The organism is Kribbella capetownensis (assembly GCF_004331485.1).
Taxonomy (GTDB): domain Bacteria; phylum Actinomycetota; class Actinomycetes; order Propionibacteriales; family Kribbellaceae; genus Kribbella; species Kribbella capetownensis.
This window is the reverse complement of record NZ_SJKD01000008.1, coordinates 387,059-413,328: the sequence shown is the minus strand read 5'-3', so window position 1 is coordinate 413,328 and position 26,270 is coordinate 387,059. Positions and strand designations below refer to the sequence as shown.

Sequence of the window (26,270 nt, the reverse complement as noted above, 5' to 3'; positions counted from 1 at the left end):
GATCAGGCGGCGAGGGTGAGGGCGCTCAGACGGGGCGGGTTCGGGTGGGCGGCGAGCTCGGCGAGGCGGGCGCAGCCGGCGGCCAGCGCCTCTTGCAGGGTCGGCCACTGGTCGACGCACCAGAACGGGTCGTCGGGCTGACGGTCGAGGTCGTCGTCGATGTCGGCGCACCAACCGCCGGTGAAGGCGTGGTGGACGTGCAGTCTGAGCTTCATGATCGTGGACGTTTCCGGGCGGGACAGCTGGATCAGAACGGTAGCGGGCGGCCGGACGGCGTACGGAGGTCCAGCAGCGTCGTGGTGGTACGGCGGGTGGTCGTCCGTCGGCTCGGCTTCCGGCGGATCTGGATCTGAATCTGGCGCATCATGCACTCCTGAGGACTGAGGACGTCTGGTAGATACACAGTCCCAACCCAGACGTTCGCGCACATGCGGAGAACTACCGAGATCGCCACCCAGACAGCCCTTAGGCAGACCCTCAGGGCGTCTAAGGGAGGAGGCCGGGGTCCTAGGGCGTGCCTCTTAACTCCCCGCCTACTGCGCGGAGTTAAGAGGCACGCCCTAGATGCCGGAGTCGTGGCGGTGGTAGACGTCCGACATCCGCCCCTCGGGGTCCAGGCGAGTAAGGATCGCGTCGGTGATCGCGGTCAGCTGAGTGACCTGCTCGGGGGTCAGCGCGTCGATCACGTGCTCGCGGACGGTGGCGACGTGACCCGGGGCGGCCTCGCGGATCTTGTCCCAGCCGGCGTCGGTCAGACGGGCGTTCGTGGCGCGGGCGTCGGTCGGGCAGGGGAAGCGCTCGATCAGTCCACGGTCCTCGAGCCGTCGTACGACGTGGGACAGGCGGGGGAGGGTGGCGCTGGTGTGCTGGGCGAGGGCGGTCATCCGCAGCGTCCGGTCCGGCGCCTCGGACAGCATCGCGAGCACGAAGTACTCGAAGTGGGTGAGCCCGTTGTCGCGGCGGAGCTGGGAGTCGAGGGCGCCCGGCAGCAGCTCGAGCACCGAGGCCAGCCGGATCCAGGCCGCGAGCTCCGGCTGATCGAGCCATTTCGTCGTCACGGAAACATTCTCCCAGCCAATGGTTGTAGAAACAACTGTCAGAGGTCTATGGTTGTCGCAACAACTGTTGAACACTCATCCAGGAGAAGGTCATGGCACACATCAGCATCATCGGCACCGGCACCATGGGTCAGGCGATCGCCGGACTGGCGGGCAAGGGCGGGCACGCGGTCCAGCTGCTCGGCCGCAACGACCAGGACAAGGTCGCGGGCGACATCGTCGTCCTCGCGGTTCCGTACCCGGAGGTCAAGCAGGTGCTCGCCGAGCGCGGCGACCAGCTGGCAGGCAAGACGGTCGTCGACATCACCAACCCGCTGAACTTCGAGACGTTCGACTCCCTCGTCGTACCGGCGGACTCCTCCGCGGCAGCCGGGATCGCGGCCACACTGCCCGACTCGAAGGTGCTGAAGGCCTTCAACACGAACTTCGCCGCTACGGTCTCGTCCGGCAAGGTCGGCGACGGCACGACTACGGTCCTGATCGCGGGTGACGACGCCGACGCGAAGGCCGAGCTGGCCGGCGTGATCACCGGCGGCGGTCTGCGCGCGATCGACGCCGGCTCGCTGTCGCGGGCCCGTGAGCTCGAGGCCATCGGCTTCGTCCAGCTCAGTCTGGCCGTCGGCGAGAAGATCGACTGGACCGGCGGCTTCACCCTGAACTGAGGTTTCCGACCTCGAGCCCGGGCTGACCGCGGAGCGTTAGCCGGGCGAGGGGAGGGCCTTCGGGTCGAGGCCGAGCTCTTCGTAGGCGACGATCTCGATCTCGCGCGCCATCGCTTCCCGGAACGCCGCGACAAGCGCCTGCCCGGCCAGCGGAATGATGTTCTCCAGCGTGCGCTGGATTTCCGGCCACCCCTCGGCCGGCAATCCGGCGTCGCTGAACTCGCGCCACACCGTGCTGCGGAACAGCTCGACGTACGTCTTGGCCACCGCGTCGGCCTGGGCGAACAGCTTGGGCAGCATCTCGAAGATCGCCTGCATGGGTACGCCGAGCTTGATCACCTCGAGCCCGGTCCGGAGCAGGTCCGGGTTCGGGATCCGGAGCCGGCCGTCGTCCTGCCGCTCCGCGATCCCCAGCTCGACCAGCCGCGTGATCACCGCCGGATCGTGCGGTACGCCGGCCCGCTCGGCCAGCTGGAACTCGTCCAGCACCTCCGGCTCGGACGGGGTCCACGGGTTCACCAGGGTCTCGAAGACGCCGAGCGCCATCGCGCCGTCCGGCAGTTCGCCCATCATCCGCTCGACCGCGGCCAGCGTGTAGCCCTTGCTCAGCAGCTCCTGGACCAGCTTCAACCGGGCGACGTGGTCGTGGCCGTAGTACCCGGTCCGCCCGACCAGGCGTGGCGGCGGGATCAGGCCGCGCCCGGCGTACGCGCGCACGTTGCGGACCGTCATGCCCACCTTGGCGGCGAGCTGGTCGACGGTGAGCTCCTCGTCGTGTGCTTCCACGGTTGACAGTCTTCCAGATCCGACGTTACATAGAAGATGTAACATCAGTCATGGCGCATGAGCGATGGAGGAGTCCGTCGAATGGCGATCCCGCTGGCCACCACCGGAACCGCGACGTTCGACCAGATCGCGATCGTCACCGGCCTGGTCGGACTGATGTACGTCGCACTCGCCGTACTCCTGTGGCGGGAACGGACCGGACGCGTCACGCTGGTAGGACGGCTTGCGGACACCATCGGGAGACTGGACGGAGTCCCCCGATGGGCCGCGCTGACGCCGTACCTGCACGCGGTCTCGCTGCTCGCCTGCGCCTTCGGCGTCTGGTGGGACATCGCCGTGCACATCGACCGCGGCCGCGACACCGGCCCGTTCGGTACGCCGGCGCACTACCCGATCTTCTTCGGCATCCTCGGTGTGATCATCTCCGGCGTCCTGCCGATCGCCCTGGCCCGCAAGCCACTGCCGGCCCGCACGCTCAAGCTCACCAACGGCTGGCGGATCCCGTGCAGCGCCGCGCTCGTCACGGTGTGCGGCACATTCGCGCTGGTCGGCTTCCCGCTGGACGACCTCTGGCACCGCCTGTTCGGTGAGGACGTCACGCTCTGGGGCCCGACCCACCTGCTGATGATCGGCGGCGTGGTCTTCTCGATCTTCGCGCGGCTGCTGGCGCTCGCCGAGGTGGAGCAGCTGCTCGGCATCAACAAGCGCCGCCTGTTCCAGGAGATCGTGTCGGTCGGCGCATTGCTGATTGCCTGGGATCTGTTCAGCACCGAGTTCAACTACGGCGTCCCGCAGTTCCCCTTGATACTGCAGCCGATCCTGATCGTCTTCGGTGCCGCGCTGGCGTTCACGGTGCTGCGGGCTCGACGTGGTCCGGGTACGGCGTTCGCCGCGCTGGCCGTGTACCTGGTGATCCGCGGCGGCATCGCCTGGGCAGTCGACCAGCCGCTGGGCGAGATCCTCGGGCACTTCCCGCTGCTCATCCTCGAGGCGGTGCTGGTCGAGCTGGTGGCGTTTGCCCTCGGCAACAAGAATCGCTTCCGCCTCGGTGCGGTCGCCGGCGCGCTGATCGGGACCGTCGGCGTGGTCGCGGAGTACGCCTGGAGCCACAGCTGGATGCCGATCGCGTGGCCGTCGTCCATGCTCCCGTCGGCTCTCGGGTACGGCGTTGTCACCGGGATTGGAGCCGGACTCGTCGGAGCCTGGCTGGCGACCCGGTACGCCGAGGTCGCGGGAGAGCGGCGTGCGATCGGCATCCGGAACGCGCGGTCGCAGGCGGTACGCCGCACCCATCAACTGGGCGCGGTCGGACTGGTCGCAGTCACGGCGACCGTGTTCTTCTGCGTGCCGCGATCGGCCGAGCCGGGCGTGACCGGGACGGTGTCGTTGGAGCGGGTGGCCACGGGGGCCGAGCCGACGGCGTACGTCACGGTCAAGCTGCAGCCGGGCGACGCGGCCGAGGGGGCGCGGTGGTTCGAGGCGATGGCCTGGCAGGGTGGTGGGCTGGTGACGCACCCGATGGTGAAGGTGGCCGACGGCACCTATCGGTCGGCGGACGCGCTGCCGATGTTCGGCAAGTGGAAGTCGATGATCCGGCTGCACCAGGGGCAGCGCGACCTGGTGGCGATGTGGGTGTACGCGCCGGAGGACCTGGCGATCGAGAAGCCGGCCGTCCAGGTGTCGAACGGGCAGACGGTCGATTTCGTCAACGAGCAGCAGGTGCTGCGGCGGGAGGAGCGGACCGACGTGCCACGATGGATGTGGAACGGCGGCTACGCCCTGCTCGGTGTGGTCGGTCTGCTCGAGATCGCCGGCATCGCCTGGCTGGTCGGGCGTGGCGCCCGTGGTGGGCGCCTGCGTGCCGCCCATCTGGACGCCGGCGAACGGGAACGGGAGAGTGCGTGACGATCCAGGCGGAACGGTCCGGTGTGACCACGACGGACGGCGTACGGCTGAATGTCGAGACGGCCGGATCACCGGATGCGCCGGTGACTGTCCTGCTGGTGCACGGCTGGACCTGCTCGACGCGGTCGTGGCACAACCAGGTCGAGGATCTGCCGCGGATCCTGGGGAACAACGGCGTCCGCGTGGTCACGTACGACCACCGTGGTCACGGTCGGTCGGAGGCCGCCCCGGCCGGGTCGATGCGGATCGAGCAACTGGCCGACGACCTCGAGACCGTGCTGGACAGGGTCGTCGGCGACGGTCCGGTTGTGTACGCCGGTCACTCGATGGGCGGGATGACGCTGATGGCGCTCGCGGACCAGCGACCCGACCTGTTCGGCTCCCGGATCGCGGCGGCGGCGCTGGTCAGTACGTCGTCCGGCCACATCGCGGAGGGCGCCTTCGGCCTCCCCAGGCGGTTTGACTCGGCGGCGGCCGTGGTCGCTCCGCGCGCGATGAACCTGCTCAGCACGCGGCTCGAACGACGTGCGCTCCGAGGACCGCGGCCGCTGTCGGTCCGGGTACGCCGGCCCGCCCTGCGGCAACTGGTGTTCGGGAAGAAGACCGACCCGGCCGAGGTCGATCTGTTCCTCGCGGACCTCGCCAGCCTGCCGGCTCCGTCGTACGGCGGGTTCTTCGAAGCGATCCTCCAGCACGAGCGCGATCAGGCACTCAAGGTGCTGGACCGGCTGCCGGTCGAGATCATGCACGGCACCCGCGACCGGCTGCTGCCACCCCGCCACGCCAACCGGATGGCCGCCGAGCTTCCCACCGCCCGGCTCTGGATGTATCCAGGCGCCGGTCACATGCTCATGCAGGAGCGTCCCCGCGACGTCACCCACCGCCTGGCCTCGCTGGCCCGCAAGGTCACCGCCTAGTCTCGTCGTCGTGCAGAACCTTCTCTCCGATGTCGTTGTCGTCGATCTGACTCGAGCGCTGGCCGGGCCGCATGCGGCGATGATGCTGGGGGATCTCGGCGCTCGCGTGATCAAGGTGGAGGCGCCCGGTGGTGGGGACGACAGCCGGGGCTGGGGGCCGCCGTTCGTCGAGGGCGAATCGACGTACTTCCTGTCCGCGAACCGGAACAAGGAGTCGGTGACGGCCGACCTCAAGTCCGAGGGCGGTCGCGAGTTCCTGACCAAGCTGGTGCAGCGGGCCGACGTACTGATCGAGAACTTCCGGCCGGGAGTGCTGGACCGGCTCGGGTTCGCCGTCGAGCGACTGCACGAGCTCAACCCGGGGCTGGTGATCCTGTCGATCACCGGCTTCGGGCACGACGGGCCGGACGGCGGGCGGGCCGGGTACGACCAGATCGCGCAGGGCGAGGGCGGTCTGATGAGCATCACCGGAGCGGTCGAGCCGACGAAGATCGGCGTACCGATCGCGGACCTGCTGGCCGGGATGTACGGCGCCTATGGTGCGCTGGCGGCGCTGCACGAGCGATCGATCACCGGTAAGGGGCGCGTGGTGCGGACGAGTTTGCTGGCGTCGGTGATCGGCGTGCATGCGTTCCACGGGACGAAGTGGACGGTCGCGGGTGAGCTGCCCGAGCGTGTCGGCAACCACCACGCGCAGATCGCGCCGTACGGGATGTACTCGACGGCGGACGACATCGTCCAGGTCGCGGTCGGCAGCCAGGGGCAGTGGCGGACGTTCGCACCGATCGTCGGACTGGATCCGGACGACGAGCGGTTCGCGGTCAACTCGCAACGGGTTGCCCACCGCAACGAACTGACCGCTGCGATCGAGGAGGCGTTCGCCCACGAGTCGGCGGATGTGTGGCTGGAACGCCTTGCGGAGAAGGGGATTCCGGCTGGCAAGGTGCGCGACTTCCAGCAGGTGTACGAATGGGAGCAGACGCTGTCACAGGGTCTGCTGATCGATGTCGAGCACCCGACGCTCGGCCGGATCCAGCTCCCCGGACCGCCGCTGCGTTTCGACGACCAGCCGTACGCCGGGGCACGCGAGAGCAACCTGCCGCCGCCACAGCTGGGCGAGCACAACGAGTCGGTCAGAGCCTGGCTGGACTCGCAGTAGAGGCGCGAACGACGAGTTCGGGACGGATCAAGGTCTTCCTCGGGCGCTCGCTCCCGCCGCTCTTGAGTCGCTGCATGAGCAGGTCGACGGCCGTCGTACCGACCTCGGCGGCGGGGAGACGGACTGTGGTGAGGGGCGTCTGCAGGTACGCCGCATAGGGGTGGTCGCCGTACCCGGTGATCGCGACGTCGTCGGGAACGGCCAGACCCAACTCGGCGAGCACGCGCAGCAAGCCCAGGGCGAAGTAGTCGTTCCCGGTCACGATCGCATCCGGATGACGGTCGCGCAGCAGCGTCTGCGCGAAGCGGTACGCCTCCTCCGGCTGCCACGGCAGGGCGAGAGAGTCGTAGCGCTTGGTCGGTACGGCGCGGATCGTGTCGTCCTTGACCTTCAGACCCGCGTCCGACATCGCTCGGCGGAAGCCGGCGACACGGTCAGCGGTTGTCGTGATCGGCAGATCTTCTTCCAGCACCAGCAGGCGGCGCGCACCGCCGGCGATCAGGTGGCTGGTCGCTTCGTACGTCCCGCGTTCGTTGTCGACCCCGACCATGTCGCAGTCGAGCTCGGGCACATCACGGTTGACGAACACCAACGGGATGCCGGCGTCACGGACGCGGCGCCAGTGGTCCCACTCGGCCTGGACCGGCACGACCACTGCGCCGTCGACCGCGGACCGCAGCAACGCCTCGGTGGCGCGCTGCTCGTTCTCCGCGCTCTCGTCGGTGACCAGCAGCAGCAACGAGTACCCCTGGGCGCGGACCCGGAGCTCGATGCTGCTGATCAGTTGGGCGTAGAAGGGGTTGGACGGGTTGGTGATGACGAGGCCCAGCGTCATCGCCGAGCCGAGCACGAGCGACCGCGCCAGCGTGTTCGGCACATAGCCGATCCGGGCCGCCTCGGCCTGCACGGCCGCGCGTGTCTTCGGACTGACGCTGTCCTTGTCGCCGAGCGCACGCGAGACGGTGTTCACCGACAGCCCGAGAGCTGCCGCGATGTCCCGCAACGTCGGGCGCCGTGCCTCCGTCATCTTCACCCCCTCGGGCAGCTTAAGCCTTCACAGCCAGGTGGATCCGCACCTGGACCGAACCGTCGACCTTGGCGCGCAGCCGCAACCAGTGGCCGAAACCGCTGACCGGCCAGCTGATCAGCTGTCCCGGCCCGACCCGGTGCTCGGTCGCGTCGAGATCGCACCACGTGATGCCGTCGGGTGAGACCTGGGTCAGGTACGTCGCGGTGCCGTCGCCGCCGACGTGGTGGACGAACCAGCGCGCCTCACCGGCCCAGGCGACCTCGTACGGCTCAGTGGCGAAGCGGGTGTCGAACGTGGTGTCGCGTTCCAGCACCGCCGTCATGGACTGTCGCATGGGCCTACCAATCAACCGAGATGAGGACGGAGTCGAGGAACAGGAAGTTCCTGACGTTGCTGTGGGTGCGGACCGAGAAGTAGAAGTTCAGCAGGTTCTCCAGCGTCTCGTAGCGCTCCTCGTACGGCGGGACCGGGACGTCGCTCATGTCCATCACCCGGTCGTTGACCTGGAGTTCGACGTTGCGCCGCTTCTCGGTGTCAACCACCCAGCGCAGGTAGTGCCAGTTCACCTTGGTCGGGACCTCGTTGTAGCAGAGCTCCTGCGGCTCGCCGAACTGCTGCCAGTCCTCCGGGTTGGGCGCGGTGAAGTCGGCGGCGTACTCCAGTTTCACCTTGCCCTCGAAGTGCTCGCGCGGCGTCGGCTCCGGGACGGTCGGAGCCATCCAGCGCCGGGTGAAGTGGTTGTCCATGTCGGTGTTCTGGTACCGCGCGACCGTGTGATAGCGCAGGCCGCCGTCGCCACACAGATCCGTGGCGACGGTGAAGGCACCGAACTGCGCCTCGGACGGATGCGTATTGCCGTCCCACTGCACGTCGCCGAAGGTGTCGAGCTCCGAGCCTCCGCCGAGCGTCGCCTCGGACTTGAAGGCGAAGTACGTCTCCAGTTGCACGAGCCCGCGGCCGCTCATGGTGAGCCGGCGGATCGCGACCGCGGTGTGGCCCTTGTGCGGCCGGGTGGCGAGCTTGAGCGCGTAGGTCCCGCTGAGCGCGCCGTGGGTGCCGATGTCGAAGAAGTTGCAGGCCGACAACTGCGGCGGCCGGAAGTCCCGCATGTGGTCGTCGACCGTGCTCAGGTCGCCGCGGCCGTTGTAGTTGCCGAGCAGCTCGCACCAGCCGTGCGTCCCGCTGTCGAACTCGTCGAAGGCCAGGATGCGCGGCAACGGCGAGAACTTGGACAGACGGGGATCGGCGGCCAGCAGCGCGCTCCGGACATCGGATGTCGTCACGCAGTGCCTCCCAGAGGATGGATCAGGTGGATGGTCAGTGAAGTTAACGTTCACGGGAATCGACCGTCAACGGGCCGTTTCGCCCTGAGCAACGGTGGTCTATTGACACGTAAATAACACGCTTCTACGGTGCATTAACGCTACCGTTAACGTTCACGGAATCGAGACACCATGCAGTCGCTGAGCCGCGCCCTGACCGTGCTGGCGGAGCTGAACCGTGAGGATCGGCCGTACGGCGTGACCGAACTGGCCGGCACCGTCGGCCTGCACAAGAGCACCGTGCACCGGATCCTGGTGACCTTCTGCGAGCACGGTCTGGCGAGCCGGGTCGACGACCACCGCTACACCGCTCTCGATGGGCTCGCGGCCCTGCGTCGTACGACCGACGGGCGGAGGGGGCCGGAGCGGGCCCTGGCTGATCTCGGTGATCGGCTCGGCCGGCTGGTTGTGCTGGCGAAGCCGTTGCCGAAGATGGCCGGTCGGGTGTTGCAGGTGTCCGCGGTGGCGGGCAGTGCGAGTGCCGCGCCCGTCGAGCCGGGTCATGCGGTGTCGCTGCATCGCAGTGCGCTCGGCCGCGCGTATCTGTCCGCTCTTCCTGCCGACCAGGTGACGGGTACGCCGGATCTGCTCGTCACGCTGCAGCGCATCCGGGTGTCCGGGTTCGCGCACAACTCCCGGCCGGTCGCCTCACTTCCGCGGATGGTCGCCGTACCGGTGCGGGACAACGACGGGCGGTGCGCCGGGGCGTTGGGCGCCGAACTGATTCAGGCGGGTTCGATCGAGGAGGTACGGCGCGTGGTGTCGGTACTGCGGAGCGGCGTCTGATGGGGGCGTACGTCGTCCGGCGGTTGGTGTTCTCGCTGTTCGTGTTGTGGGGCGCGGTGACGATCATCTTCGTCGTGCTGCGGCTGGTTCCCGGCGACCCGGCGTACATCATGCTCGGGCCGGATGCGGACCAGGCGCAGGTGGACGCGCTGCGGGCTCAGCTCGGGCTCGACCACTCGCTGATCCAGCAGTACGCGACGTACCTGGCGAACGTCGTACATCTGGACTTCGGGCAGTCGTTCCGGCTGAACGCGGACTCGATGAGCCTTGTGATGCAACGGGTTCCGGCCACGATCCAGCTGGCGACGACCGCTCTGCTGCTGTCGTTGCTGATCGGGTTGCCGCTCGGGGTGATCGCGGCATTGCGGGCGCACAGCTGGGTGGACCGGACCATCTCGGTGTTCTCGCTGATGGGGCAGTCGACGCCGTCGTTCTGGCTCGGGATCGTGCTGATCCTGGTGTTCGCGCGCGGTCTGAAGGTGTTGCCGAGCGCGGGTTCGGGGACGTGGTCGCATCTTGTCCTGCCGACGATCACGCTCGCGCTGCCGTTCCTGGCGATCCTGGTGCGGTTGACGCGCAGCGGTCTGCTCGAGGTGGTGCACGAGGGCTATGTGCAGACCGCTCGGGCGAAAGGTCTCGGCGAGGGGATCGTGATCCTCGTCCACGCGTTGCGGAACGCGCTGATCCCGATCGTCACCGTGGTCGGGCTGCAGTTCGGCGCACTGCTCGGCGGCACCGTGATCGTCGAGACCGTGTTCGCCTGGCCCGGCGTCGGCCGGCTGCTGATCGACTCGATCGGGCGCCGCGACTACGGCGTCGTCCAGGCCTCGATCTTGCTGGTGGCAACGATCTTTGTGGTGATCAATCTGCTTGTCGACCTCCTCTACGGCTTCCTGGACCCGCGGGTCCGTCTGGCTGGTGACTGACGTGACCTCGACCGAACTCGACCTCACCACCGCGACCGCGCCGCTGGTGAAGAGCAAACGGCGCGGACGGGCCGGATCGGCCCGGATCCGCTTCGGCTTCGTGGTGATCACGGTGTATGTGGTGGCCGCGATCTTCGGGCCTTGGCTGGTTCGGTACAACCCGGTCGACACGCGGACCGCGGACCGGCTGCGGCCGCCGTTCAGCCGGTTGTCCGATGGGTCGTACGCGATCTTCGGGACCGACCAGGTGGGGCAGGATCTGTTCGCGCAGATGTTGCAGGGGGCAAGGATCTCGATCGCGGTCGGGCTGGCGACGCTGGTCCTCGCCGGGACGATCGGGGTGACGATCGGGCTGTCCGCCGGGTACTTCGGTGGCTGGCTGGACGGCGTACTGATGCGATTGGCCGACATTCAGCTCGCGTTTCCCTCGATCTTGCTGGCGATCTTCATCGCGGCGCTGCTCGGACCGTCGGTGGTGAACGTCGTGATCGTGCTGGCGGTGTCCAACTGGGTGACGTTCGCTCGGGTCGCGCGAGGACAGGCGCTGGCGACACGGCGGCGTGAGTTCGTCGACGCGTCGCGGACGTTGGGTGCGGGGACGTGGCGGTTGATTTCGCGGTCGGTGTTGCCGGCCTGCGTCGCGCCCGTGCTGGTGGTGGCGACAGTTGAGATCGGGCACGTGATTCTGGCCGAGGCGTCGCTCAGTTTCCTCGGTCTCGGCACGCCGGCCAGTACGCCGAGTTGGGGCGTGACGATCGCGAACGGGCGCAACTATCTGGCCGATGCGTGGTGGATCTCGACGATTCCGGGAATCGCGCTGGCCTTCCTGGTGGTCTCACTCGGCGTACTCGGTGATGCGCTGCGGGACCGGTACGACCCGCGGCTGAGGAGCCTGTGATGACGGCCTTGATGAGAGTGCGTGAGTTGCGCGTCGAGTTCGACACGTCGGGTGGTGTGGTGACTGCTGTCGATGGCGCGTCGTTCGAGGTTGCTGCTGGCGAGACCGTTGCGCTGCTGGGTGAATCGGGCAGCGGGAAGAGTGTGACCGCGCAGGCCGTGATGGGCATCGTGCCCAAGCCGGCCGGGCGGATCGCCGGTGGGTCGATCACGTACGACGGGCGCGATCTGCTGACGCCCGGTGCCGCGAAGGGCTTGCGCGGGCGTGAGATCGCGATGGTGTTCCAGGATCCGTTGAGTTCGCTCAACCCGGTCTTCCGGGTGGGCGCGCAGATCGGGGAGATGTTCCGGCGGCATCGCGGGGCGTCGCGTCGTGAGGCGCGGGCGGCCGCGCTGGAGTTGATGAAGCGGGTCGGGATCCCGGCGGCGTCGAAGCGGCTGGACGACTATCCGCATCAGTTCTCCGGCGGGATGCGGCAGCGGGTGATGATCGCGATGGCGCTCGCGTTGTCGCCGCGGCTGCTGATCGCCGACGAACCGACCACCGCGCTCGACGTCACCGTGCAGGCGCAGATCATGGACCTGCTCGCCCGGCTCCAGGCCGAGGAGGGCATGTCACTCGTCCTCATCACGCACGACCTCGGAGTCGTCGCCGACGTCGCCGACCGCGTGGTCCTGATGTACGCCGGTCGCGTCGTGGAGACGGGACCGATCCGCGAGGTCTACGAACACAGCGGACACCCGTACACCGCCGGCCTGATGGGCTCGGTCCCCGTCCTCGACGGAGCGCGAGACCGCCTCACGCCCATCCAAGGCTCCCCACCAGATCTCCTGTCCCTCCCCACCGGCTGCTCCTTCCACCCCCGCTGCCACTACGCCGACCCCCTCTGCACCACCGACCAACCAAACCTCCGCCCCCTCCCCACCCCCCCCCCCCAACACCAAGCCGCCTGCCACCACCCGGAAGGAGTCCTCAACCATGCCCCCTAATCCGACTCCCACGGCGCCCTCCGCTCCTGTGTCCTCCATCTCTTCCCTCATCCCGCCGGCGGAGTCGGCGGGGGCAGCACCTTTGTTGTCGGTGCGGGACTTGCAGACTTCTTTTCCGTTGCGGTCGGCGTTGTTGCGGCGGGTGGTGGGAGAGATTCAGGCGGTGGCGGGGGTGTCGTTTGATATTCCGGCCGGTGGGACGTTGGGGTTGGTGGGGGAGTCCGGGTCGGGGAAGTCGACGGTGGCGCGGACGATCATCGGGCTGGAGAAGGCGCGGTCCGGCAGCATCGTGTTCGAGGGCGAGGAGCTCACCTCGTTGCCCAAGGCATCCATGCGCCGGGTCCGGCGGCAGTTGCAGATGATCTTCCAGGACCCGTACGCCTCGCTCAACCCGCGCGCCACCGTCGAACAGATCATCAGCGAAGCCTGGGAGATCCACCCCGACGTCGTACCTCGTAACCGCCATCGCGCCGAGGTTCGCGACCTGCTCGAACGCGTCGGCCTCAACCCCGATCACGCCAAGCGCTACCCGCACCAGTTCTCCGGCGGCCAGCGGCAGCGGATCGGCATCGCTCGCGCACTCGCGCTCCGTCCGAAGCTCGTCATCTGCGACGAGGCCGTCTCCGCGCTGGACGTTTCCGTGCAAGCCCAGGTGCTCAACCTGCTGGCGGACCTCCGCCGCGATCTCGGACTCGCGTACCTGTTCATCGCCCACGACCTGTCCGTCGTACGTCACATCTCTGATCAAGTCGCGGTGATGTACCTCGGGCGGGTGGTGGAGACCGCGACCCAGGACGAGTTGTTCCAGCGACCGCTGCACCCGTACACCCAGGCGCTGCTGTCCGCGGTCCCGGACCCGAAGCCGTGGACCAAGCCCGAACGCGAACCGATCATCATCGGCGGCGACGTACCCTCACCCGCCGATCCACCGTCCTGCTGCCGCTTCCGCACCCGCTGCTGGAAGGCCGAGGACATCTGCGCCGAGCAAGAACCCGTCCTCGAGACCAGGCTCGACCGCCACCCCACCGCCTGCCACTTCGCCACCGACCTAGCCGGAGCCACCCGATGAGCCGTACTGAACTTGTCCTGCTTCGCCACGGCGAATCCCTCTGGAACGCCGAGGACCGCTACCAGGGCCAGATGGGCACCGGCCTCAGTGCGTTCGGCCAGCAGCAAGCGAAGGAAGCCGCGGAGTACCTGCGGGCCGCGGACTTCGATCAGATCGTCGCCAGCGACCTGCAGCGCGTGACCGAAACCCTCCAGCCCTACCTGGACAGCGGTGACCTGCCGGCGGTGCGGGTCGATCGGCGGTGGCGGGAGATTGATGTGGGGTCTTGGGGTGGGCGGACGTTCGCTGATGTGTATGCGGCGGAGCCTGGGGTGGTTGAGGCGTTTGGGCGGGGGGAGGACGTGGCGCGGGGTGGTGGGGAGACGTTCGCTCAGTTGAGGGAACGGGTTTGGGATGCGATTCGGGAGATCGCCGGCTCGGGTGCAGGGCGGGTTCTTGTGGTGACGCATGGCGGGCCGATCAGGGTCGCGACCGCGTCGACGTTGCGGCTGCCGCCGGGCGGCGAGGTGTTGCTGGATCCACCGGTGAACTGCTCGCTGACAACCATCCAGGTCGACGACCTACTCGCAGTAACAACGCTGACGGCGTACAACGTCCCGACCTCGGGAACCGCCTCGACCGAGGAGCAACCGGCATGACGATTGCTTTGAGCAACTTCAGCTTCGTGACGATGACCTACAACCTGTGGGCGGAGTTCCATCTCGAGCAGCGGCAGGACGCGTTGACCGCGCTGTTCACGACCCGCCCGCCGGACCTGCTCGCCGTACAAGAGCTCCGCCCGTCCACCCGCAAGCTGATCGACGACGTACTGCCCGGACATGAACGCGTCGACGGAGCGGCCGGCTGGGAGACCCAGAGCAACCTCTGGTGGCGCCGCGACCTCTTCACCGCCATCGAGTACGGCGCCGAGGACGTCGGCATCCTGTCGCCGGACGCCCGCCTGTTCTGGGTCCGGCTGCGCCCGACCGACGGCCCCGAGCTGATCTTCAGTACGGCGCACCTGACCTGGCCCGGGCACCCGGACGAACGGACCGACCACCGCAACCGCCGTGTCACCCAGGCCCGAGCCATCGCGGAGGCACTGGAGCGCCTGGCCGGCGACGGCGCCTGCGTGTTCACCGTCGACATCAACGACATCGGCCCACCGCAGTGGGAACTCGCGAACGCCGGGTTCCTGGACAGCTTCACCGCACTCGGCCGGCACTCACCGGTGACCCACCCGGTCGTGCCGACGGTGGCCACCGGTCCGATCGGGACCCGGCTGTCACCGCTCGCTTCACCACCAAAGGCGATCGATTGGATCTTCGCCCGCGGCCCGCTCGCCGCCCGCACCAGTGAGGTCGTCGACTTCTTCCACGACGGCCGCGCGCCCTCCGACCACTACCCGGTCGTCGCCACCTACACCTTCACGCGGCCTCCCATCGACACCGCCTCGTGACCCCTGCCCTGCAAAGGAGAACCCCGTGTTGAGGAAGCGAATCGTGGCGGCGGTGGCCGTCGCCGCACTGGCCGCACTGAGTGCATGCTCGCCGGCGAGCGAGCCGAGCGCCGACGGTGGCGGCGAGCAGATCCTGCGCTACGCGCCGGCCATGTTCCCGGTGTCGCTGGACACCCACAAGTTCGCCGGTGAGGAGGCCGTGCAGACCGCGATCCAGCAGATCATGGAGCCGCTGGTCCGGGTCGAGGACGGCAAGATCGTCCCGGTCCTGGCGACCTCCTGGCAGAACCCGGACCCGGACACGTGGGTGTTCAAACTCCGGTCCGGCGTGAAGTTCTCCGACGGTACGCCGTTCACGGCCAAGGACGTGGTGGCGTCGTACGAGCGGCACAAGAAGCTCGATGGTCCGCTGGTTCCGCTCTATGCGACGGTGACGTCGTTCGCGGCGACCGACGACCAGACGGTGACGGTGAAGACGAGCAAGCCGCTGGGCACATTGCTGAGTTCGCTCACGCTGCTGTTCATCGGGCCGGCGGACAAGATCAACACCGACGGGTTCTTCAACAAGCCGATCGGGACCGGCCCGTTCTCGGTCACGGCGTTCCAGCCCGACGAGAAGCTCGAGCTGGCGGCCAACCCGACGTACTGGGACGGGGCGCCGAAGCTGAACAAGCTGGAGTTCGTGAACATCCCGGAGGTCGCCGGCCGGATCACGGCGCTGGAGAACGGCGAGGTCGACGTACTCACGCAGATCCCGCCGGACCAGGTCGGGGAGGTGAAGGGGAGCAGTGGGATCAGCTACGAGACGACGCCGAGCTGGACCTACTACTTCGACTGGTTCAACTCGAACCGGAAGCCGTTCAACGACAAGCGGGTCCGCCAGGCGATGTGGTACGGGCTGAACCTCGAGGGCACGGTCAAGGACCTGTTCGGTGACTTGGCGTCGGTGGCGCAGGCGCCGCTGGCCCAGGGGGTCATCGGTGCGCCGAAGCTGGCGCCGTACAAGTACGACCCGGCGAAGGCGAAGCAGTTGCTGACCGAGGCGGGGTACCCGAACGGGTTCAGTACGTCGATGCAGTGGCCGCTGGAAGGTGGTCCGAACATCCGGGCGCTGGCGCAGGCGATGATCTCGGATTGGGCCAAGATCGGCGTCACGGTCAAGCCGCTGGAGAAGGAACGGGCCCAGTGGCTGGAGGACTTCGGCAAGCTCAACTGGGACATGAACCTGCAGACCAACGTCACCGGCACCGGCGACGCGGACTACACCCTGGCCCGGCTCTACGTCTGCTCGGCCAAGCGCAACGGCTACTGCAACCCCGCCGTCGACAAGCTGCTGCTCGACGCCCGCTCGTCCGTCGACCAGGCGCAACGCCCGAAGCTGTACGAGCAAGCCGGCCAGATGCTGTGGACCGACGCGGTCGGCATCTTCCCCGCCGACCTGGCCTCCAACTCCGCCCACCGCTCCCGGGTCCAGAACTTCGTGATGCCCCCGAGCGGCCGCCCGCTGTTCACGAAGGTCAGTGTGTCGGGGAGCTAGCGGACGCCAGGCACTCAGCAACGATCGCCGTCCGCGCGAGTTCACGCTCACGCGGGCGGCGGTTCGCGTTCGCGGTGGACGTTGTTGAGTGCCGGCGGTCCGCCACCTTTCGACCCTGGTGGAAAAGGTGCCGTGGGAGCCGAAGCTGGGTTACGGATTGGTGCGGACAGTCGGTGAGGGGTTGACGGGCTGGGAGGGGGCGGTCTAGCGTCCGGGAAATCGATTACTCACCGGGTCGCGGAGGTGTCATGGCCGACGGCGCTGCCCTGGTCCGGATGGTCCGGATCGGGAAGCGGTACGGCGGTGTGCAGGCCTGCCGCGAGGTCGACTTCACCCTGGGCGCGGGCGAGGTGCACGCGCTGCTCGGCGAGAACGGCGCCGGCAAGAGCACGCTGATGAAGATCCTGTCCGGCGACGTCACCGACTATGACGGCACGATCGAGATCAACGGTCAGCAGGTCAGCTTCGGCGGACCCACCGACGCGCAGTCGGCCGGGATCGCGATGATCCACCAGGAACTCGACCTGGTCCCGGGCCTGTCCGTCGCCGACAACATCTTCCTCGGCCGCGAACTCCGTACCGCGCTGAAGACGGTCGACCGCCGCCGGATGGAGCGCGAGGCCCGCACGCTGCTGGAACGCAGTGGCGTCAAGCTCGACCCGCGCCGCCCGGTCGGTGAACTGCGCGTCGGCGAGCAGCAACTCGTCACGATCGCGAAGGCGATCTCGCTCGATGCGCGCGTCCTGATCATGGACGAGCCGACCTCCGCGCTGACCACCGCCGAGGTCGAGCGCCTCTTCGAGGTCATCCGCGAACTCCGCAGGTCCGGCGTCGGCATCGTCTACATCTCGCACCGGATGGAGGAGATCGCCCAGGTCGCCGACCGCGCGACCGTCCTCCGCAACGGCCAGATCGTCAGCAGCTTCGACCCCCGCAAGTTGAGCACCGCTGAGGTCGTCGAGGCGATGGTCGGCCGCCCGGTGCAGACCATGTTCACCACTCCCGACACCGACACCGGCGACGAACTTCTCCGCGTCGACAACCTCGCCCTGAGAGCCCGCCGGCCGAGACCCGGCCGCCGCGACCCCAACGGCATCTCGCTGACCGTCCGTTCCGGCGAGATCGTCGGCTTGGCCGGCCTGCTCGGCGCCGGCCGCACCGAACTGCTCGAGACCTTGTACGGCGTCGCCCCGGCGGGCACGCGGTCCGGCCGGATCCTCTTGCAGGGCCAGGAGATCCACCCGCGCCGACCACGCCAGGCACTTGCCCACGGCATCGGTTTCGTTCCCGAGGACCGACGCGCGTCCGGTCTGGTCCTGTTCCACTCGATCCTTGCGAACACGGTCGTCTCGAGCCTTCCGTCGTACGGGCGGCTGGGGGTGATCGCCCGGCGGATGGAGCGGGCCGCGTCGGTGCGGATGGCGGACCGGTTGCGGCTGAAGTTCGGCCGCCTGCAGGACGAGGTCGGCACGCTGTCCGGCGGTAACCAGCAGAAGGTCGTGTTCGGCCGGATGCTGTTGACCGAGCCGAAGTTGCTGCTGCTCGACGAACCCACCCGCGGCGTCGACGTCGGCGCGAAGTCCGAGATCTACCGCCTGCTCGGCGAGCTGGCCGGCCAGGGCATCGGCGTACTGCTGGCCTCGTCCGAGCTGCCGGAGTTGGTCGGCGTCTGCGATCGGGTCGTCGTACTGCGGGACGGGCGCGACGTGGCGTCGTTCAGTACGGCGGACTCCGGCGAAGGCGACCTGCTCGCCGCCGCCATGGGACAGGGCGAAGTGTTCGAAGAAGTGGGAGGAGCCCAGTGACCGTACAGGACGAGACAGCCGCGGCGACGCCGGTGGAGCAGAGCTCCGGCGGAGTGGTCGCCACGCTGTTCCGGTTCCAGAGTGTCTTCGGGCTGCTGGCCGTGTTCATCGCGGCGATCATCTTCTCGCCCCGCAAGGATGGCGAGATCCTGTTCATCAGCGCGGACAACCTCGCGAATGTGGTCCGCGCGGTGTCCGAGATCGGCATCATCGCGGTCGGGATGACGTTCGTGATCCTGATCGGCGGCATCGATCTGTCCGTCGGCGCGGTGCTCGGGCTGGCCGCGGTCGGGTCCGCGGTCCTGATGGTCGAGAACGACTGGGGATTCCTGCCGTCCGTCGTTCTCGTGCTCGCGATCGGCCTGGTCTTCGGTGCACTGCAAGGCGTCGCGACCGCGATGATCGGAATCCAGTCCTTCATCGTCACACTCGCCGGTCTGCAGATAGCCCGAGGTCTGGCCAGGATCTGGTCCGGCGGGCAGGGCGTCGCGATCGCGTACGGCGATGGGCCGCACGAGGCGCCGGACTCGTTCGCGATCCTCGGCGAGCGGACGTTCGGCGGCCTGGTCCCCATCCCGGTGCTGATCTTCGCGGTGGTCGCGATCGCCGCCGTCGTGTTCCTGCGGGTCAGTGCGTTCTCCCGCCATCTGTACGCCGTCGGCGGCAACGAGAAGGCCGCGCGACTGTCCGGCGTACCGGTGGTGCGGGTGAAGATCGCGGTCTTCGCGATCTGCGGTCTGCTCGCGTCGCTGGCCGGCATCGTGCACGCGGTCCAACTCAATCAGGGCAGCCCGAACGACGGGATCGGCTACGAACTGGACGCGATCGCCGCGGTGGTGATCGGCGGGACCAGTCTGGCCGGTGGCCGTGGATCGGTGGCCGGCACGGTCGCGGGCGCGCTGCTGCTCGGCGTACTCAACAACATCCTTGCCCTGAACAACATCGACTCCAACATCCAGCTCCTGATCAAGGGACTCGTCATCGTGGCCGCGGCCGCGCTGCAACGACTCCGCCCCACCTCGTGAGGAAGGTTCCCATGCGCTCTGTGAAGATTCCGCTGGCCGCCGCGGCGATCGCCGCCCTGGTACTGGCCGGCTGTGGCACGACCAACGAACGGACGTCGGACAGCCCGCAGGCGGGTGCGTCGAAGTCCTGCAAGGGGGCCGACGGCAAGTACACGATCGGGATGAGCCAGGCGAACGTGGCCGAGCCGTACCGGCAGCGGATGGACGACGACATCAAGGCAGCCGCCGCGACGGTGCCGCAGTTCGAGGTGAAGTTCGCCGACGCGGCGCAGGACAACGCCAAGCAGGTCGCCGACGTGGAGAACTACATCACCCAGCAGATCGACCTGCTGATCATCAGCCCGAACGAGGCCAAGCCGCTGACCGCGGTGGTGAAGAAGGCCTACGACAAGGGCATCCCCGTGATCGTGCTGGACCGCAAGGTCGAGGGTGACGCGTACACCGGCTTCATCGGCGGCGACAACGTCCAGATCGGCACCGAGGCCGGCAAGTACATCGCCGAGAAGTTGCTGCCGGACGGCGGCAACGTGGTCGAGCTGACGGGGCTGGCCGGTGCCACCCCGCAGGCTGAGCGGCACGAGGGCTTCCTGGCCGGCATCAAGGGCAACCCGAAGGTCAAGGTGATCGCCGCCGCCAGCGGCGACTGGCTGCGGGAGAAGGGCCAGGCGCAGATGGACGCGCTGTTGAAGGCGAACCCGAAGATCGACGTGGTCTACTCCCACAACGACCCGATGGCCGAGGGCGCGTACCTGGCCGCGAAGGCGGTCGGCCGGGAGAAGGAGATGAAGTTCACCGGCATCGACGCGTTGCCGATCCCGTCCGGTGGGATCAAGGCGGTCGAGCAGGGCCGGCTGAGCGCCACCTTCACCTACCCGACCAACGGCAAGGAAGCGATCGCCGCGGCGAAGAAGATCCTGGTCGACTGCGGCACGATCGAGAAGTCGCAGACCCTGCCCACGCGTCTGATCGACGCCTCCAACGCGGCCAAGATCTACGCCGAGGAGAACCCCAACGGCTGATAGGTGTGCAGCTCGACAGGAGGTACCCGCTTCAGCCAGCCGTTCGGCGGCCGGACACGCGGGAACGGCCGGCGCGGCCGGCCTATCTCCTGTTGAGCTGTACGCTGCTCGCCCGTTCGATCAAACGGGCGCCGAGAGTGGTGGTGGTTGGCGGCCGGCTGTTGTCGGCGATCCGGGCCAGCAGCAGCCGCGCCGCCACCGTGCCGATCTCGTACGCCGGTTGTGCGACGACGGACAGCGGTGGATCCACCAGCTCAGCCCACGGTGCGTCGTCGAACGCGACGAGTCCGACCTCGCGGCCGGCCCGGATGCCGCGTTCCTGAAGCGCCTGCAGTACGCCGACCGCCATCGCGCTGTTCGCGATCAGCAGCGCGTCCGGCGGCTCGGCCTGAGAAAGTAGCTCGAGCGCGGCACGATGTGCTCCGGCTGCCTTGTATTCGCTGCGACGTACGAGTCGAGTGGTGCTTCGGCGTTTGGCGGCCTTCAAGCCATCGCGGTAGCCGGCCAGCCGGTCGTCGGCCGTCCGTACGCCGGCGGGTCCGGTGATGCAGCCGATCCGCTCGTAGCCTTGGGCAACCAAATGTGCGGTCGCCTGCTTCGCGGCCTGCCGGGTGTCGACCAGCACCGCGTCGCTGTCCTGCTCGGGCAGCGGGCGGTCCACCGCGACGTACGCCGTACCCCGGCTTGCCAGCTTGGCGACGCTGGTCGCCGTACCGCTGGGGGACAGGATGACGCCGGCGACCCGTTCCTGGATCGCGACGTCGATGTAGCGGTTCTCCTTGTCGGCGTTCTCGTCGGAATTGCACAGCACGACCGAGTAGCCGACCTCGTGCGCGACGTCCTCGACGCCGCGGGCGAGCGCGGTGAAGAACGGGTTCTCCACATCGGAGATGATCAGCGCGACCACGGCCGCCTCCTGGCGGCGCAGCGCGCGAGCCGGGCCGTTCGGCTGGTACCCGAGCTCGGTGGCGGCCGTCCGGACCCGCGCGGCCAGGTCCGGGTCGACCGTGGCCTTGCCGTTCAGCGCCCGGGACACGGTGGCCGTGGACACCCCGGCCCGAGCCGCCACATCACTGATCGTCGGCACCGATCCTCCCTTCGCTGAGGGGAAGACTAGCCGCCCGAGTAAAGGATTACCCAGCGTTCTCTCATGCACTTAACGTACGGAACCTCGGAGCCTTACCAGTGACGTGAGAGGATCACCGGCGTGACTGCCTTGCCGAGTGTTTCGTATTCCATCACCGTTCGCCTCGAGGTGCCCGCGGGTGGCTCGACGGTGAGCAAGCTGACGACCGCGGTCGAGCAGGCCGGCGGTCTGGTCACCGCGCTCGACGTGACGGCCTCCGGCCACGAGCGGCTGCGGATCGACGTCACCTGCGCCGCCGCCGACACCGAGCACGCCGGGCGCTTGGTCGAGGCGATGCGCGCCGTACCGGGCGTCGAGATCGCCCGGGTGTCGGACCGGACGTTCCTGATGCACCTCGGCGGCAAGATCTCGATGGAGGCCAAGCATCCGATCCGCAACCGTGACGACCTGTCGATGATCTACACGCCGGGTGTCGCGCGGGTCTGCCTGGCGATCGCGAACAACCCCGAGGACGCGCGCCGGCTGACGATCAAGCGCAACAGCGTCGCGGTCGTCACCGACGGATCGGCCGTCCTCGGCCTCGGCAACATCGGCCCGAAGGCCGCGCTGCCGGTGATGGAGGGCAAGGCGGCGCTGTTCAAGCGGTTCGCCGGGATCGATGCCTGGCCGCTGTGCCTGGACACCCAGGACCCGGACGAGATCGTGTCGATCGTGAAGGCGATCGCGCCGGGGTTCGCCGGCATCAACCTGGAGGACATCTCCGCGCCGCGCTGCTTCGAGATCGAGGCCCGGCTGCGCGAAGAACTCGACATCCCGGTCTTCCACGACGACCAGCATGGTACGGCGGTCGTCGTACTGGGCGCGCTGTACAACGCGCTGCGCGTCGTCGGCAAGGACATCAGCAACGTGCGGGTCGTGATGTCCGGTGCGGGCGCCGCCGGTACGGCGATCCTGAAGCTGCTGCTCGCGGCCGGGGTCAAGGACACCTGCGTGGCGGACATCGGTGGCGTGATCCACCCGGAGCGCGACGGTCTGTCGCCGGAGCTGCGCTGGATCGCGGAGAACACCAACGCGGCCAAGTACAGCGGCGACCTGAAGGGCGCGCTGGCCGGAGCGGACGTGTTCATCGGGGTGTCGGCGCCGAACATCCTGACCGGTGCGGACATCGCCACGATGAACGACGACGCGATCGTGTTCGCGCTGGCCAACCCCGTGCCCGAGGTCGACCCCGCGGAGGCGGGCGAGCACGCGGCGGTGGTGGCCACCGGGCGGAGCGACTTCCCGAACCAGATCAACAACGTGCTGGTCTTCCCGGGTGTCTTCCGCGGCCTGCTCGACGCGCAGTCGTCGAAGGTCTCGATCCAGATGGAGCTGGCCGCCGCGAAGGCGCTGGCCGGGGTCGTCACCGACGAGGAGCTGAACGCGACGTACATCGTGCCGAGCGTCTTCCACCCGGAGGTGCACAACATGGTGGCGCACGCCGTCCGCGACGCGGCCGGCGGCAAGGCCCCCGCGCACGAGAACTTCCCGGACGACTCCCCGGGGCTGTAGTGACGGCAACGGTGACTCGGGACACCGGCTCGCGGGTGGCGGTGTGGGCGTGGCGGGTCGCGTTCGTGGCGGCCTGCCTGCTGCAGCTGTACGGCGTCTACGCGCCACGGGAGGCAGGTCCGCACGTCGGGATCCCGATGGCGGACAAGTTCGCGCACATGTTCCTGTTCGGGTCGGTCGCGTTCCTCGGGCTGAAGCTGCGGATCCCGGCGCGCTGGTTGCTGGGGGCACTGGTCGCGAACGCGGTCGTCAGCGAACTGGCGCAGTACTTCCTGCTGCCCCAGCGCGACGGCGACCCGTTCGACGTACTCGCGGATCTGATCGGCGTCGCGCTCGGCGCCTGGCTCGGGTTCCGAGTGTTCCGTGGTCCACGGGCGTCGCGCACGACATGATGGGGGTATGACGGCCTCGACTCTGACCGGTTCGCTGCTGGTGGCGACCCCGTTGCTCGACGAGCCGCCCTTCCGCCGGTCGGTGATCCTGCTGCTGGATCACGACGACGACGGCGCACTCGGGGTGGTGGTGAACCGTGCCGCCGACCTGGCCGTGGACCGGGTGCTGCCGGACTGGTCCACCACGGTGAACGAACCCGGGGTGCTGTTCATGGGCGGCCCTGTCGGCACCGACAGCGCGCTGGCCGTCGCCGAGGTGATCGAGACGGCCGACCCACCCGGCTGGCGTGAGTGCTTCGGCCGGATCGGGTTGATCGACCTCGACGTACCGCCGGCGCTGCTGGAGGGGGCGATCCAGCGGATGCGCATCTTCGCCGGGTACGCCGGCTGGTCCAGCGGGCAACTCGAGGGCGAGATCACCGAGGGCGCCTGGTACGTCGTCGAGTCCGAACCCGACGACGTGTTCAGCCTGCACCCGGACACGCTCTGGCGCCGGGTCCTGCGCCGCCAGAACGATCAGATGGCGTATCTGGCGACGTACCCGGACGACCCCACGCAGAACTGAGGCGCGCGCACTTCGGGTCGAGGCCGCGCGGCTCGGCGCGGCCTCTCGCCTGGGCGGGCCCTACTCGCCGCCCTCGTCGTCGCCTGGGTTCAGCGAGTCCCAGATCTCCTTGCACTCCGGGCAGACGGGGAAGCGCTGCGGGTCCCGGCTCGGCACCCACACCTTGCCGCACAGGGCGACGACCGGCGTCCCCATCACCATCGCCTCGGTCAGCTTGTCCTTCGGCACGTAGTGCGAGAACCGCTCGTGATCGCCGGGCTCTGCCGGCGCCGGCTGCGTCCGCTCGTCGACGACCGTCTCGGCCCCCGGGCTCAGCTGAGTACTCATGCCCCCGAGTGTAGGCCGACACACCAGTCGACCCGGGAACTTTCTCCACAGACCGGTCGTACTGCGACACGCCGGTCGGGGTTTGTCGGCGAAGTCAGGTAACGTTCCTGCACGGCCGACAGTCGACTAACGGGGGAGTATGCCGTCCGTGGATTCGAGCGTGCCAGCTGGACCAGCCGTGCTTCCGCCGGCGTATCCGGATCGCGCCGCGTGGGGTACCGCCAGCAAGCTGCGGGCCTGGCAGGCAGAGGCACTCAAGCATTACTTCGACAGCCAGCCGCGAGACTTCCTGGCCGTGGCGACGCCCGGAGCAGGTAAGACCACTTTCGCCCTCACCGTGGCCGCCGAGTTGCTGCATCGGCGGCTGATCGAGCGGGTGACCGTGGTGACGCCGACCGAGCATCTCAAGGTCCAGTGGGCCGAGGCGGCCGACAAGGCCGGGATCGCGATCGACCCGGCGTTCGCCGGCCGGCGCGGCAAGACCAACAAGGACTTCCAGGGCGTCGCGGTGACGTACGCCGGGGTCGCGGTGAACCCGCTCGCCTTCCGGGTCCGGACCGAGCGGTTCAAGACGCTGGTGATCCTGGACGAGGTGCACCACGGTGGTGACGCGCTCAGCTGGGGTGAGGGCGTGCGGGAGGCGTTCGAGCCCGCGGCCCGCCGGCTCTGCCTGACCGGTACGCCGTTCCGCAGCGACGACAACCCGATCCCGTTCGTGACCTACGAGACGGCCCACGACGGGGTCGCCCGGAGCAAGGCGGACTACACCTACGGCTACGGGCACGCGCTGCAGGACCACGTCGTACGCCCGGTGATCTTCATGTCGTACTCCGGCGAGATGCGGTGGCGCACCAAGGCCGGTGACGAGGTCGCGGCGCGGCTGGGCGAACCGCTCACGAAGGACCTGACCGCGCAGGCTCTGCGTACGGCGCTCGACCCGGCCGGCGAGTGGATGCCGGCGGTGCTGGCGGCCGCGGACAAGCGGCTGACCGAGGTCCGCCGGCACATGCCGGACGCGGGCGGTCTGGTCATCTCCGGCGATCAGAACACGGCCCGTGCGTACGCGAAGACGCTGCGCGAGATCACCGGCGAGGCGCCGACCGTGGTGCTGTCGGACGAGAAGGCCGCGAGCAAGAAGATCGCGAAGTTCTCCGCCGACGAGTCGCGCTGGATGGTCGCGGTCCGGATGGTGTCGGAGGGTGTCGACGTACCGCGGCTGGCCGTCGGGGTGTATGCGACGCCAACGTCGACGCCGCTGTTCTTCGCGCAGGCGGTCGGGCGGTTCGTCCGGGCCCGCAAGCGGGGTGAGACGGCGTCGGTGTTCGTGCCGTCGGTGACTCGGCTGCTCAGCTTCGCCGCTGAGATGGAGGTCGAGCGGGACCACGTGCTCGGGCGGAAGAACACGAACGACGATGGCGACATCTTCGCGCTCGAGGACGATCTGCTGGCGAAGGCGAACCAGGCAGAGGGGGCCAGCGACGACCTGGAGGCGAAGTTCGAGGCGCTCGGGTCGGATGCGAGCTTCGACCGGGTCGTGTTCGACGGTGGCGACTACGGGACCGGTGGGGACCAGGCCTCCGATGAGGAGCTGGACTTTCTCGGGTTGCCCGGGTTGCTGGAGCCGGATCAGGTGCGGGAGCTGCTGCGCAAGCGGCAGGCGAAGTCGATCGCTGCGCAGAAGCGGTCGCAGCGGCCGGGGTCGTCCGAGCGAGAGGACCCGACGCCGACCGAGCTGGCGACGCACGAGCAGGTCGCGTTGCTGCGCCGCGAGTTGAACGGTCTGGTCGCCGCCTGGCACCACCGCACCGGTCAACCGCACGGCGTCATCCACAACGACCTCCGCCGAAAGCTCGGCGGCCCAGCCGCGGCCCACGCCTCCTCCATCCAACTCAAGGAACGCATAGAACTAATCCGCGACTGGGCCACCCAACGCCGGGCGTAAAGCACCCGGCTTCGCCGGGGGTGGTGGGGGGTGGCTGGGCCACCCAACGCCGAGCCTAAAAACACCCGGCTCCGC

The 26,270-nt window shown here is 68.5% G+C and carries 27 protein-coding genes; 19 read left to right on the top strand and 8 right to left on the bottom strand.

Features of this window, described 5'->3' with window-relative positions; genetic code table 11:
• Window positions 1-2: 2 nt before the first annotated feature.
• Both E0H75_RS32725 and E0H75_RS32720 read right to left on the bottom strand, forming a co-directional pair.
• Entirely contained in the window at window positions 3-215 is a 213-nt protein-coding gene (locus tag E0H75_RS32725; RefSeq protein WP_131517554.1) for a hypothetical protein, read from the bottom strand.
• A 345-nt stretch (window positions 216-560) separates the two neighbouring features.
• A complete protein-coding gene (locus tag E0H75_RS32720; protein WP_131517553.1) occupies window positions 561-1,058 on the bottom strand; it encodes a MarR family winged helix-turn-helix transcriptional regulator in 498 nt (165 codons plus the stop codon).
• A 92-nt stretch (window positions 1,059-1,150) separates the two neighbouring features.
• On the opposite strand from E0H75_RS32720, the gene E0H75_RS32715 reads away from it, so the two are divergent.
• Window positions 1,151-1,720: an NADPH-dependent F420 reductase gene (locus E0H75_RS32715; RefSeq protein ID WP_131517552.1), complete on the top strand. Its 570-nt coding sequence runs from the start codon at window positions 1,151-1,153 to the stop codon at window positions 1,718-1,720.
• Between the two features lie 36 nt (window positions 1,721-1,756).
• On the opposite strand, the gene E0H75_RS32710 is transcribed toward E0H75_RS32715, so the two are convergent.
• Window positions 1,757-2,506 (bottom strand): MerR family transcriptional regulator, encoded by a 750-nt coding sequence (locus tag E0H75_RS32710; RefSeq protein ID WP_238163392.1) that lies wholly within the window; start codon window positions 2,504-2,506, stop codon window positions 1,757-1,759.
• A gap of 81 nt (window positions 2,507-2,587) precedes the next feature.
• Here E0H75_RS32710 and E0H75_RS32705 point away from each other — a divergent pair, with 81 nt between their 5' ends.
• Genes E0H75_RS32705 through E0H75_RS32695 form a run of 3 tightly spaced genes read left to right on the top strand, consistent with a single transcriptional unit; the run spans window position 2,588 to window position 6,487 of the window.
• Window positions 2,588-4,411: a hypothetical protein gene (locus tag E0H75_RS32705; RefSeq protein WP_131517550.1), complete on the top strand. Its 1,824-nt coding sequence runs from the start codon at window positions 2,588-2,590 to the stop codon at window positions 4,409-4,411.
• Window positions 4,408-5,328 (top strand): alpha/beta fold hydrolase, encoded by a 921-nt coding sequence (locus E0H75_RS32700; RefSeq protein ID WP_238163391.1) that lies wholly within the window; start codon window positions 4,408-4,410, stop codon window positions 5,326-5,328. Before E0H75_RS32705 ends, E0H75_RS32700 begins: the two co-directional genes overlap by 4 nt.
• A 10-nt stretch (window positions 5,329-5,338) precedes the next feature.
• Window positions 5,339-6,487: a CaiB/BaiF CoA transferase family protein gene (locus E0H75_RS32695; protein WP_131517549.1), complete on the top strand. Its 1,149-nt coding sequence runs from the start codon at window positions 5,339-5,341 to the stop codon at window positions 6,485-6,487.
• On the opposite strand, the gene E0H75_RS32690 is transcribed toward E0H75_RS32695, so the two are convergent.
• From E0H75_RS32690 to E0H75_RS32680, 3 genes are read right to left on the bottom strand one after another with little or no spacing between them, the layout of a single operon-like run.
• The gene (locus E0H75_RS32690) at window positions 6,462-7,514 is read right to left on the bottom strand and encodes a LacI family DNA-binding transcriptional regulator (protein WP_131517548.1); all 1,053 of its coding nucleotides are present in this window, start codon (window positions 7,512-7,514) and stop codon (window positions 6,462-6,464) included. The genes E0H75_RS32695 and E0H75_RS32690 overlap by 26 nt on opposite strands.
• 19 nt (window positions 7,515-7,533) lie before the next feature.
• Window positions 7,534-7,851 carry a hypothetical protein gene (locus E0H75_RS32685; protein ID WP_131364503.1) on the bottom strand — a complete coding sequence of 106 codons (318 nt, stop codon included), beginning with the start codon at window positions 7,849-7,851 and terminating at the stop codon, window positions 7,534-7,536.
• A gap of 4 nt (window positions 7,852-7,855) precedes the next feature.
• Window positions 7,856-8,800 (bottom strand): DUF6772 family protein, encoded by a 945-nt coding sequence (locus E0H75_RS32680; protein WP_131517547.1) that lies wholly within the window; start codon window positions 8,798-8,800, stop codon window positions 7,856-7,858.
• A gap of 171 nt (window positions 8,801-8,971) precedes the next feature.
• Between E0H75_RS32680 and E0H75_RS32675 the strand changes: the two genes are divergently transcribed.
• From E0H75_RS32675 to E0H75_RS32625, 11 genes are all read left to right on the top strand, one after another.
• Window positions 8,972-9,625, top strand: coding sequence for a helix-turn-helix domain-containing protein (locus E0H75_RS32675; protein WP_131517546.1), 654 nt, complete (start codon window positions 8,972-8,974; stop codon window positions 9,623-9,625).
• Window positions 9,625-10,551: a nickel ABC transporter permease gene (nikB, locus tag E0H75_RS32670; protein WP_131517545.1), complete on the top strand. Its 927-nt coding sequence runs from the start codon at window positions 9,625-9,627 to the stop codon at window positions 10,549-10,551. Before E0H75_RS32675 ends, nikB begins: the two co-directional genes overlap by 1 nt.
• On the top strand, window positions 10,544-11,449 hold the full coding sequence (locus E0H75_RS32665) for an ABC transporter permease (RefSeq protein ID WP_202873288.1): 906 nt from the start codon (window positions 10,544-10,546) through the stop codon (window positions 11,447-11,449). Before nikB ends, E0H75_RS32665 begins: the two co-directional genes overlap by 8 nt.
• On the top strand, window positions 11,449-12,438 hold the full coding sequence (locus E0H75_RS32660) for an ABC transporter ATP-binding protein (protein ID WP_131517544.1): 990 nt from the start codon (window positions 11,449-11,451) through the stop codon (window positions 12,436-12,438). The genes E0H75_RS32665 and E0H75_RS32660 overlap by 1 nt, the downstream gene beginning before the upstream one ends.
• A 37-nt stretch (window positions 12,439-12,475) precedes the next feature.
• Window positions 12,476-13,507 (top strand): ABC transporter ATP-binding protein, encoded by a 1,032-nt coding sequence (locus E0H75_RS32655; protein ID WP_420323310.1) that lies wholly within the window; start codon window positions 12,476-12,478, stop codon window positions 13,505-13,507.
• Entirely contained in the window at window positions 13,504-14,145 is a 642-nt protein-coding gene (locus E0H75_RS32650) for a histidine phosphatase family protein (protein WP_131517542.1), read from the top strand. The genes E0H75_RS32655 and E0H75_RS32650 overlap by 4 nt, the downstream gene beginning before the upstream one ends.
• A complete protein-coding gene (locus E0H75_RS32645; protein ID WP_131517541.1) occupies window positions 14,142-14,945 on the top strand; it encodes an endonuclease/exonuclease/phosphatase family protein in 804 nt (267 codons plus the stop codon). Before E0H75_RS32650 ends, E0H75_RS32645 begins: the two co-directional genes overlap by 4 nt.
• A gap of 25 nt (window positions 14,946-14,970) precedes the next feature.
• Window positions 14,971-16,482, top strand: coding sequence for an ABC transporter substrate-binding protein (locus tag E0H75_RS32640; protein WP_131517540.1), 1,512 nt, complete (start codon window positions 14,971-14,973; stop codon window positions 16,480-16,482).
• A 248-nt stretch (window positions 16,483-16,730) separates the two neighbouring features.
• The gene (locus E0H75_RS32635; protein ID WP_131517539.1) at window positions 16,731-18,287 is read left to right on the top strand and encodes a sugar ABC transporter ATP-binding protein; all 1,557 of its coding nucleotides are present in this window, start codon (window positions 16,731-16,733) and stop codon (window positions 18,285-18,287) included.
• Window positions 18,284-19,312, top strand: a complete 1,029-nt coding sequence (locus tag E0H75_RS32630; RefSeq protein ID WP_131517538.1) for an ABC transporter permease — start codon at window positions 18,284-18,286, stop codon at window positions 19,310-19,312. Before E0H75_RS32635 ends, E0H75_RS32630 begins: the two co-directional genes overlap by 4 nt.
• An 11-nt stretch (window positions 19,313-19,323) precedes the next feature.
• Window positions 19,324-20,331 (top strand): substrate-binding domain-containing protein, encoded by a 1,008-nt coding sequence (locus E0H75_RS32625; protein WP_131517537.1) that lies wholly within the window; start codon window positions 19,324-19,326, stop codon window positions 20,329-20,331.
• An 82-nt stretch (window positions 20,332-20,413) separates the two neighbouring features.
• On the opposite strand, the gene E0H75_RS32620 is transcribed toward E0H75_RS32625, so the two are convergent.
• Entirely contained in the window at window positions 20,414-21,418 is a 1,005-nt protein-coding gene (locus E0H75_RS32620) for a LacI family DNA-binding transcriptional regulator (RefSeq protein WP_131517536.1), read from the bottom strand.
• 120 nt (window positions 21,419-21,538) lie between these two features.
• On the opposite strand from E0H75_RS32620, the gene E0H75_RS32615 reads away from it, so the two are divergent.
• Genes E0H75_RS32615 through E0H75_RS32605 form a run of 3 tightly spaced genes read left to right on the top strand, consistent with a single transcriptional unit; the run spans window position 21,539 to window position 23,926 of the window.
• Window positions 21,539-22,969, top strand: a complete 1,431-nt coding sequence (locus E0H75_RS32615) for an NAD-dependent malic enzyme (protein WP_131517535.1) — start codon at window positions 21,539-21,541, stop codon at window positions 22,967-22,969.
• A gap of 11 nt (window positions 22,970-22,980) precedes the next feature.
• Complete coding sequence (locus E0H75_RS32610) at window positions 22,981-23,361, top strand: VanZ family protein (protein ID WP_238163390.1); 381 nt, start codon at window positions 22,981-22,983, stop codon at window positions 23,359-23,361.
• 7 nt (window positions 23,362-23,368) lie between these two features.
• A complete protein-coding gene (locus E0H75_RS32605; RefSeq protein ID WP_131364478.1) occupies window positions 23,369-23,926 on the top strand; it encodes a YqgE/AlgH family protein in 558 nt (185 codons plus the stop codon).
• Between the two features lie 60 nt (window positions 23,927-23,986).
• Here the strand turns inward: E0H75_RS32605 and E0H75_RS32600 are convergent, their stop codons facing one another.
• Window positions 23,987-24,253, bottom strand: coding sequence for a DUF3039 domain-containing protein (locus tag E0H75_RS32600; RefSeq protein WP_131517534.1), 267 nt, complete (start codon window positions 24,251-24,253; stop codon window positions 23,987-23,989).
• 139 nt (window positions 24,254-24,392) lie between these two features.
• Here E0H75_RS32600 and E0H75_RS32595 point away from each other — a divergent pair, with 139 nt between their 5' ends.
• Window positions 24,393-26,195 (top strand): DEAD/DEAH box helicase, encoded by a 1,803-nt coding sequence (locus E0H75_RS32595; RefSeq protein WP_131517533.1) that lies wholly within the window; start codon window positions 24,393-24,395, stop codon window positions 26,193-26,195.
• The last annotated feature ends 75 nt before the right edge of the window (window positions 26,196-26,270 follow it).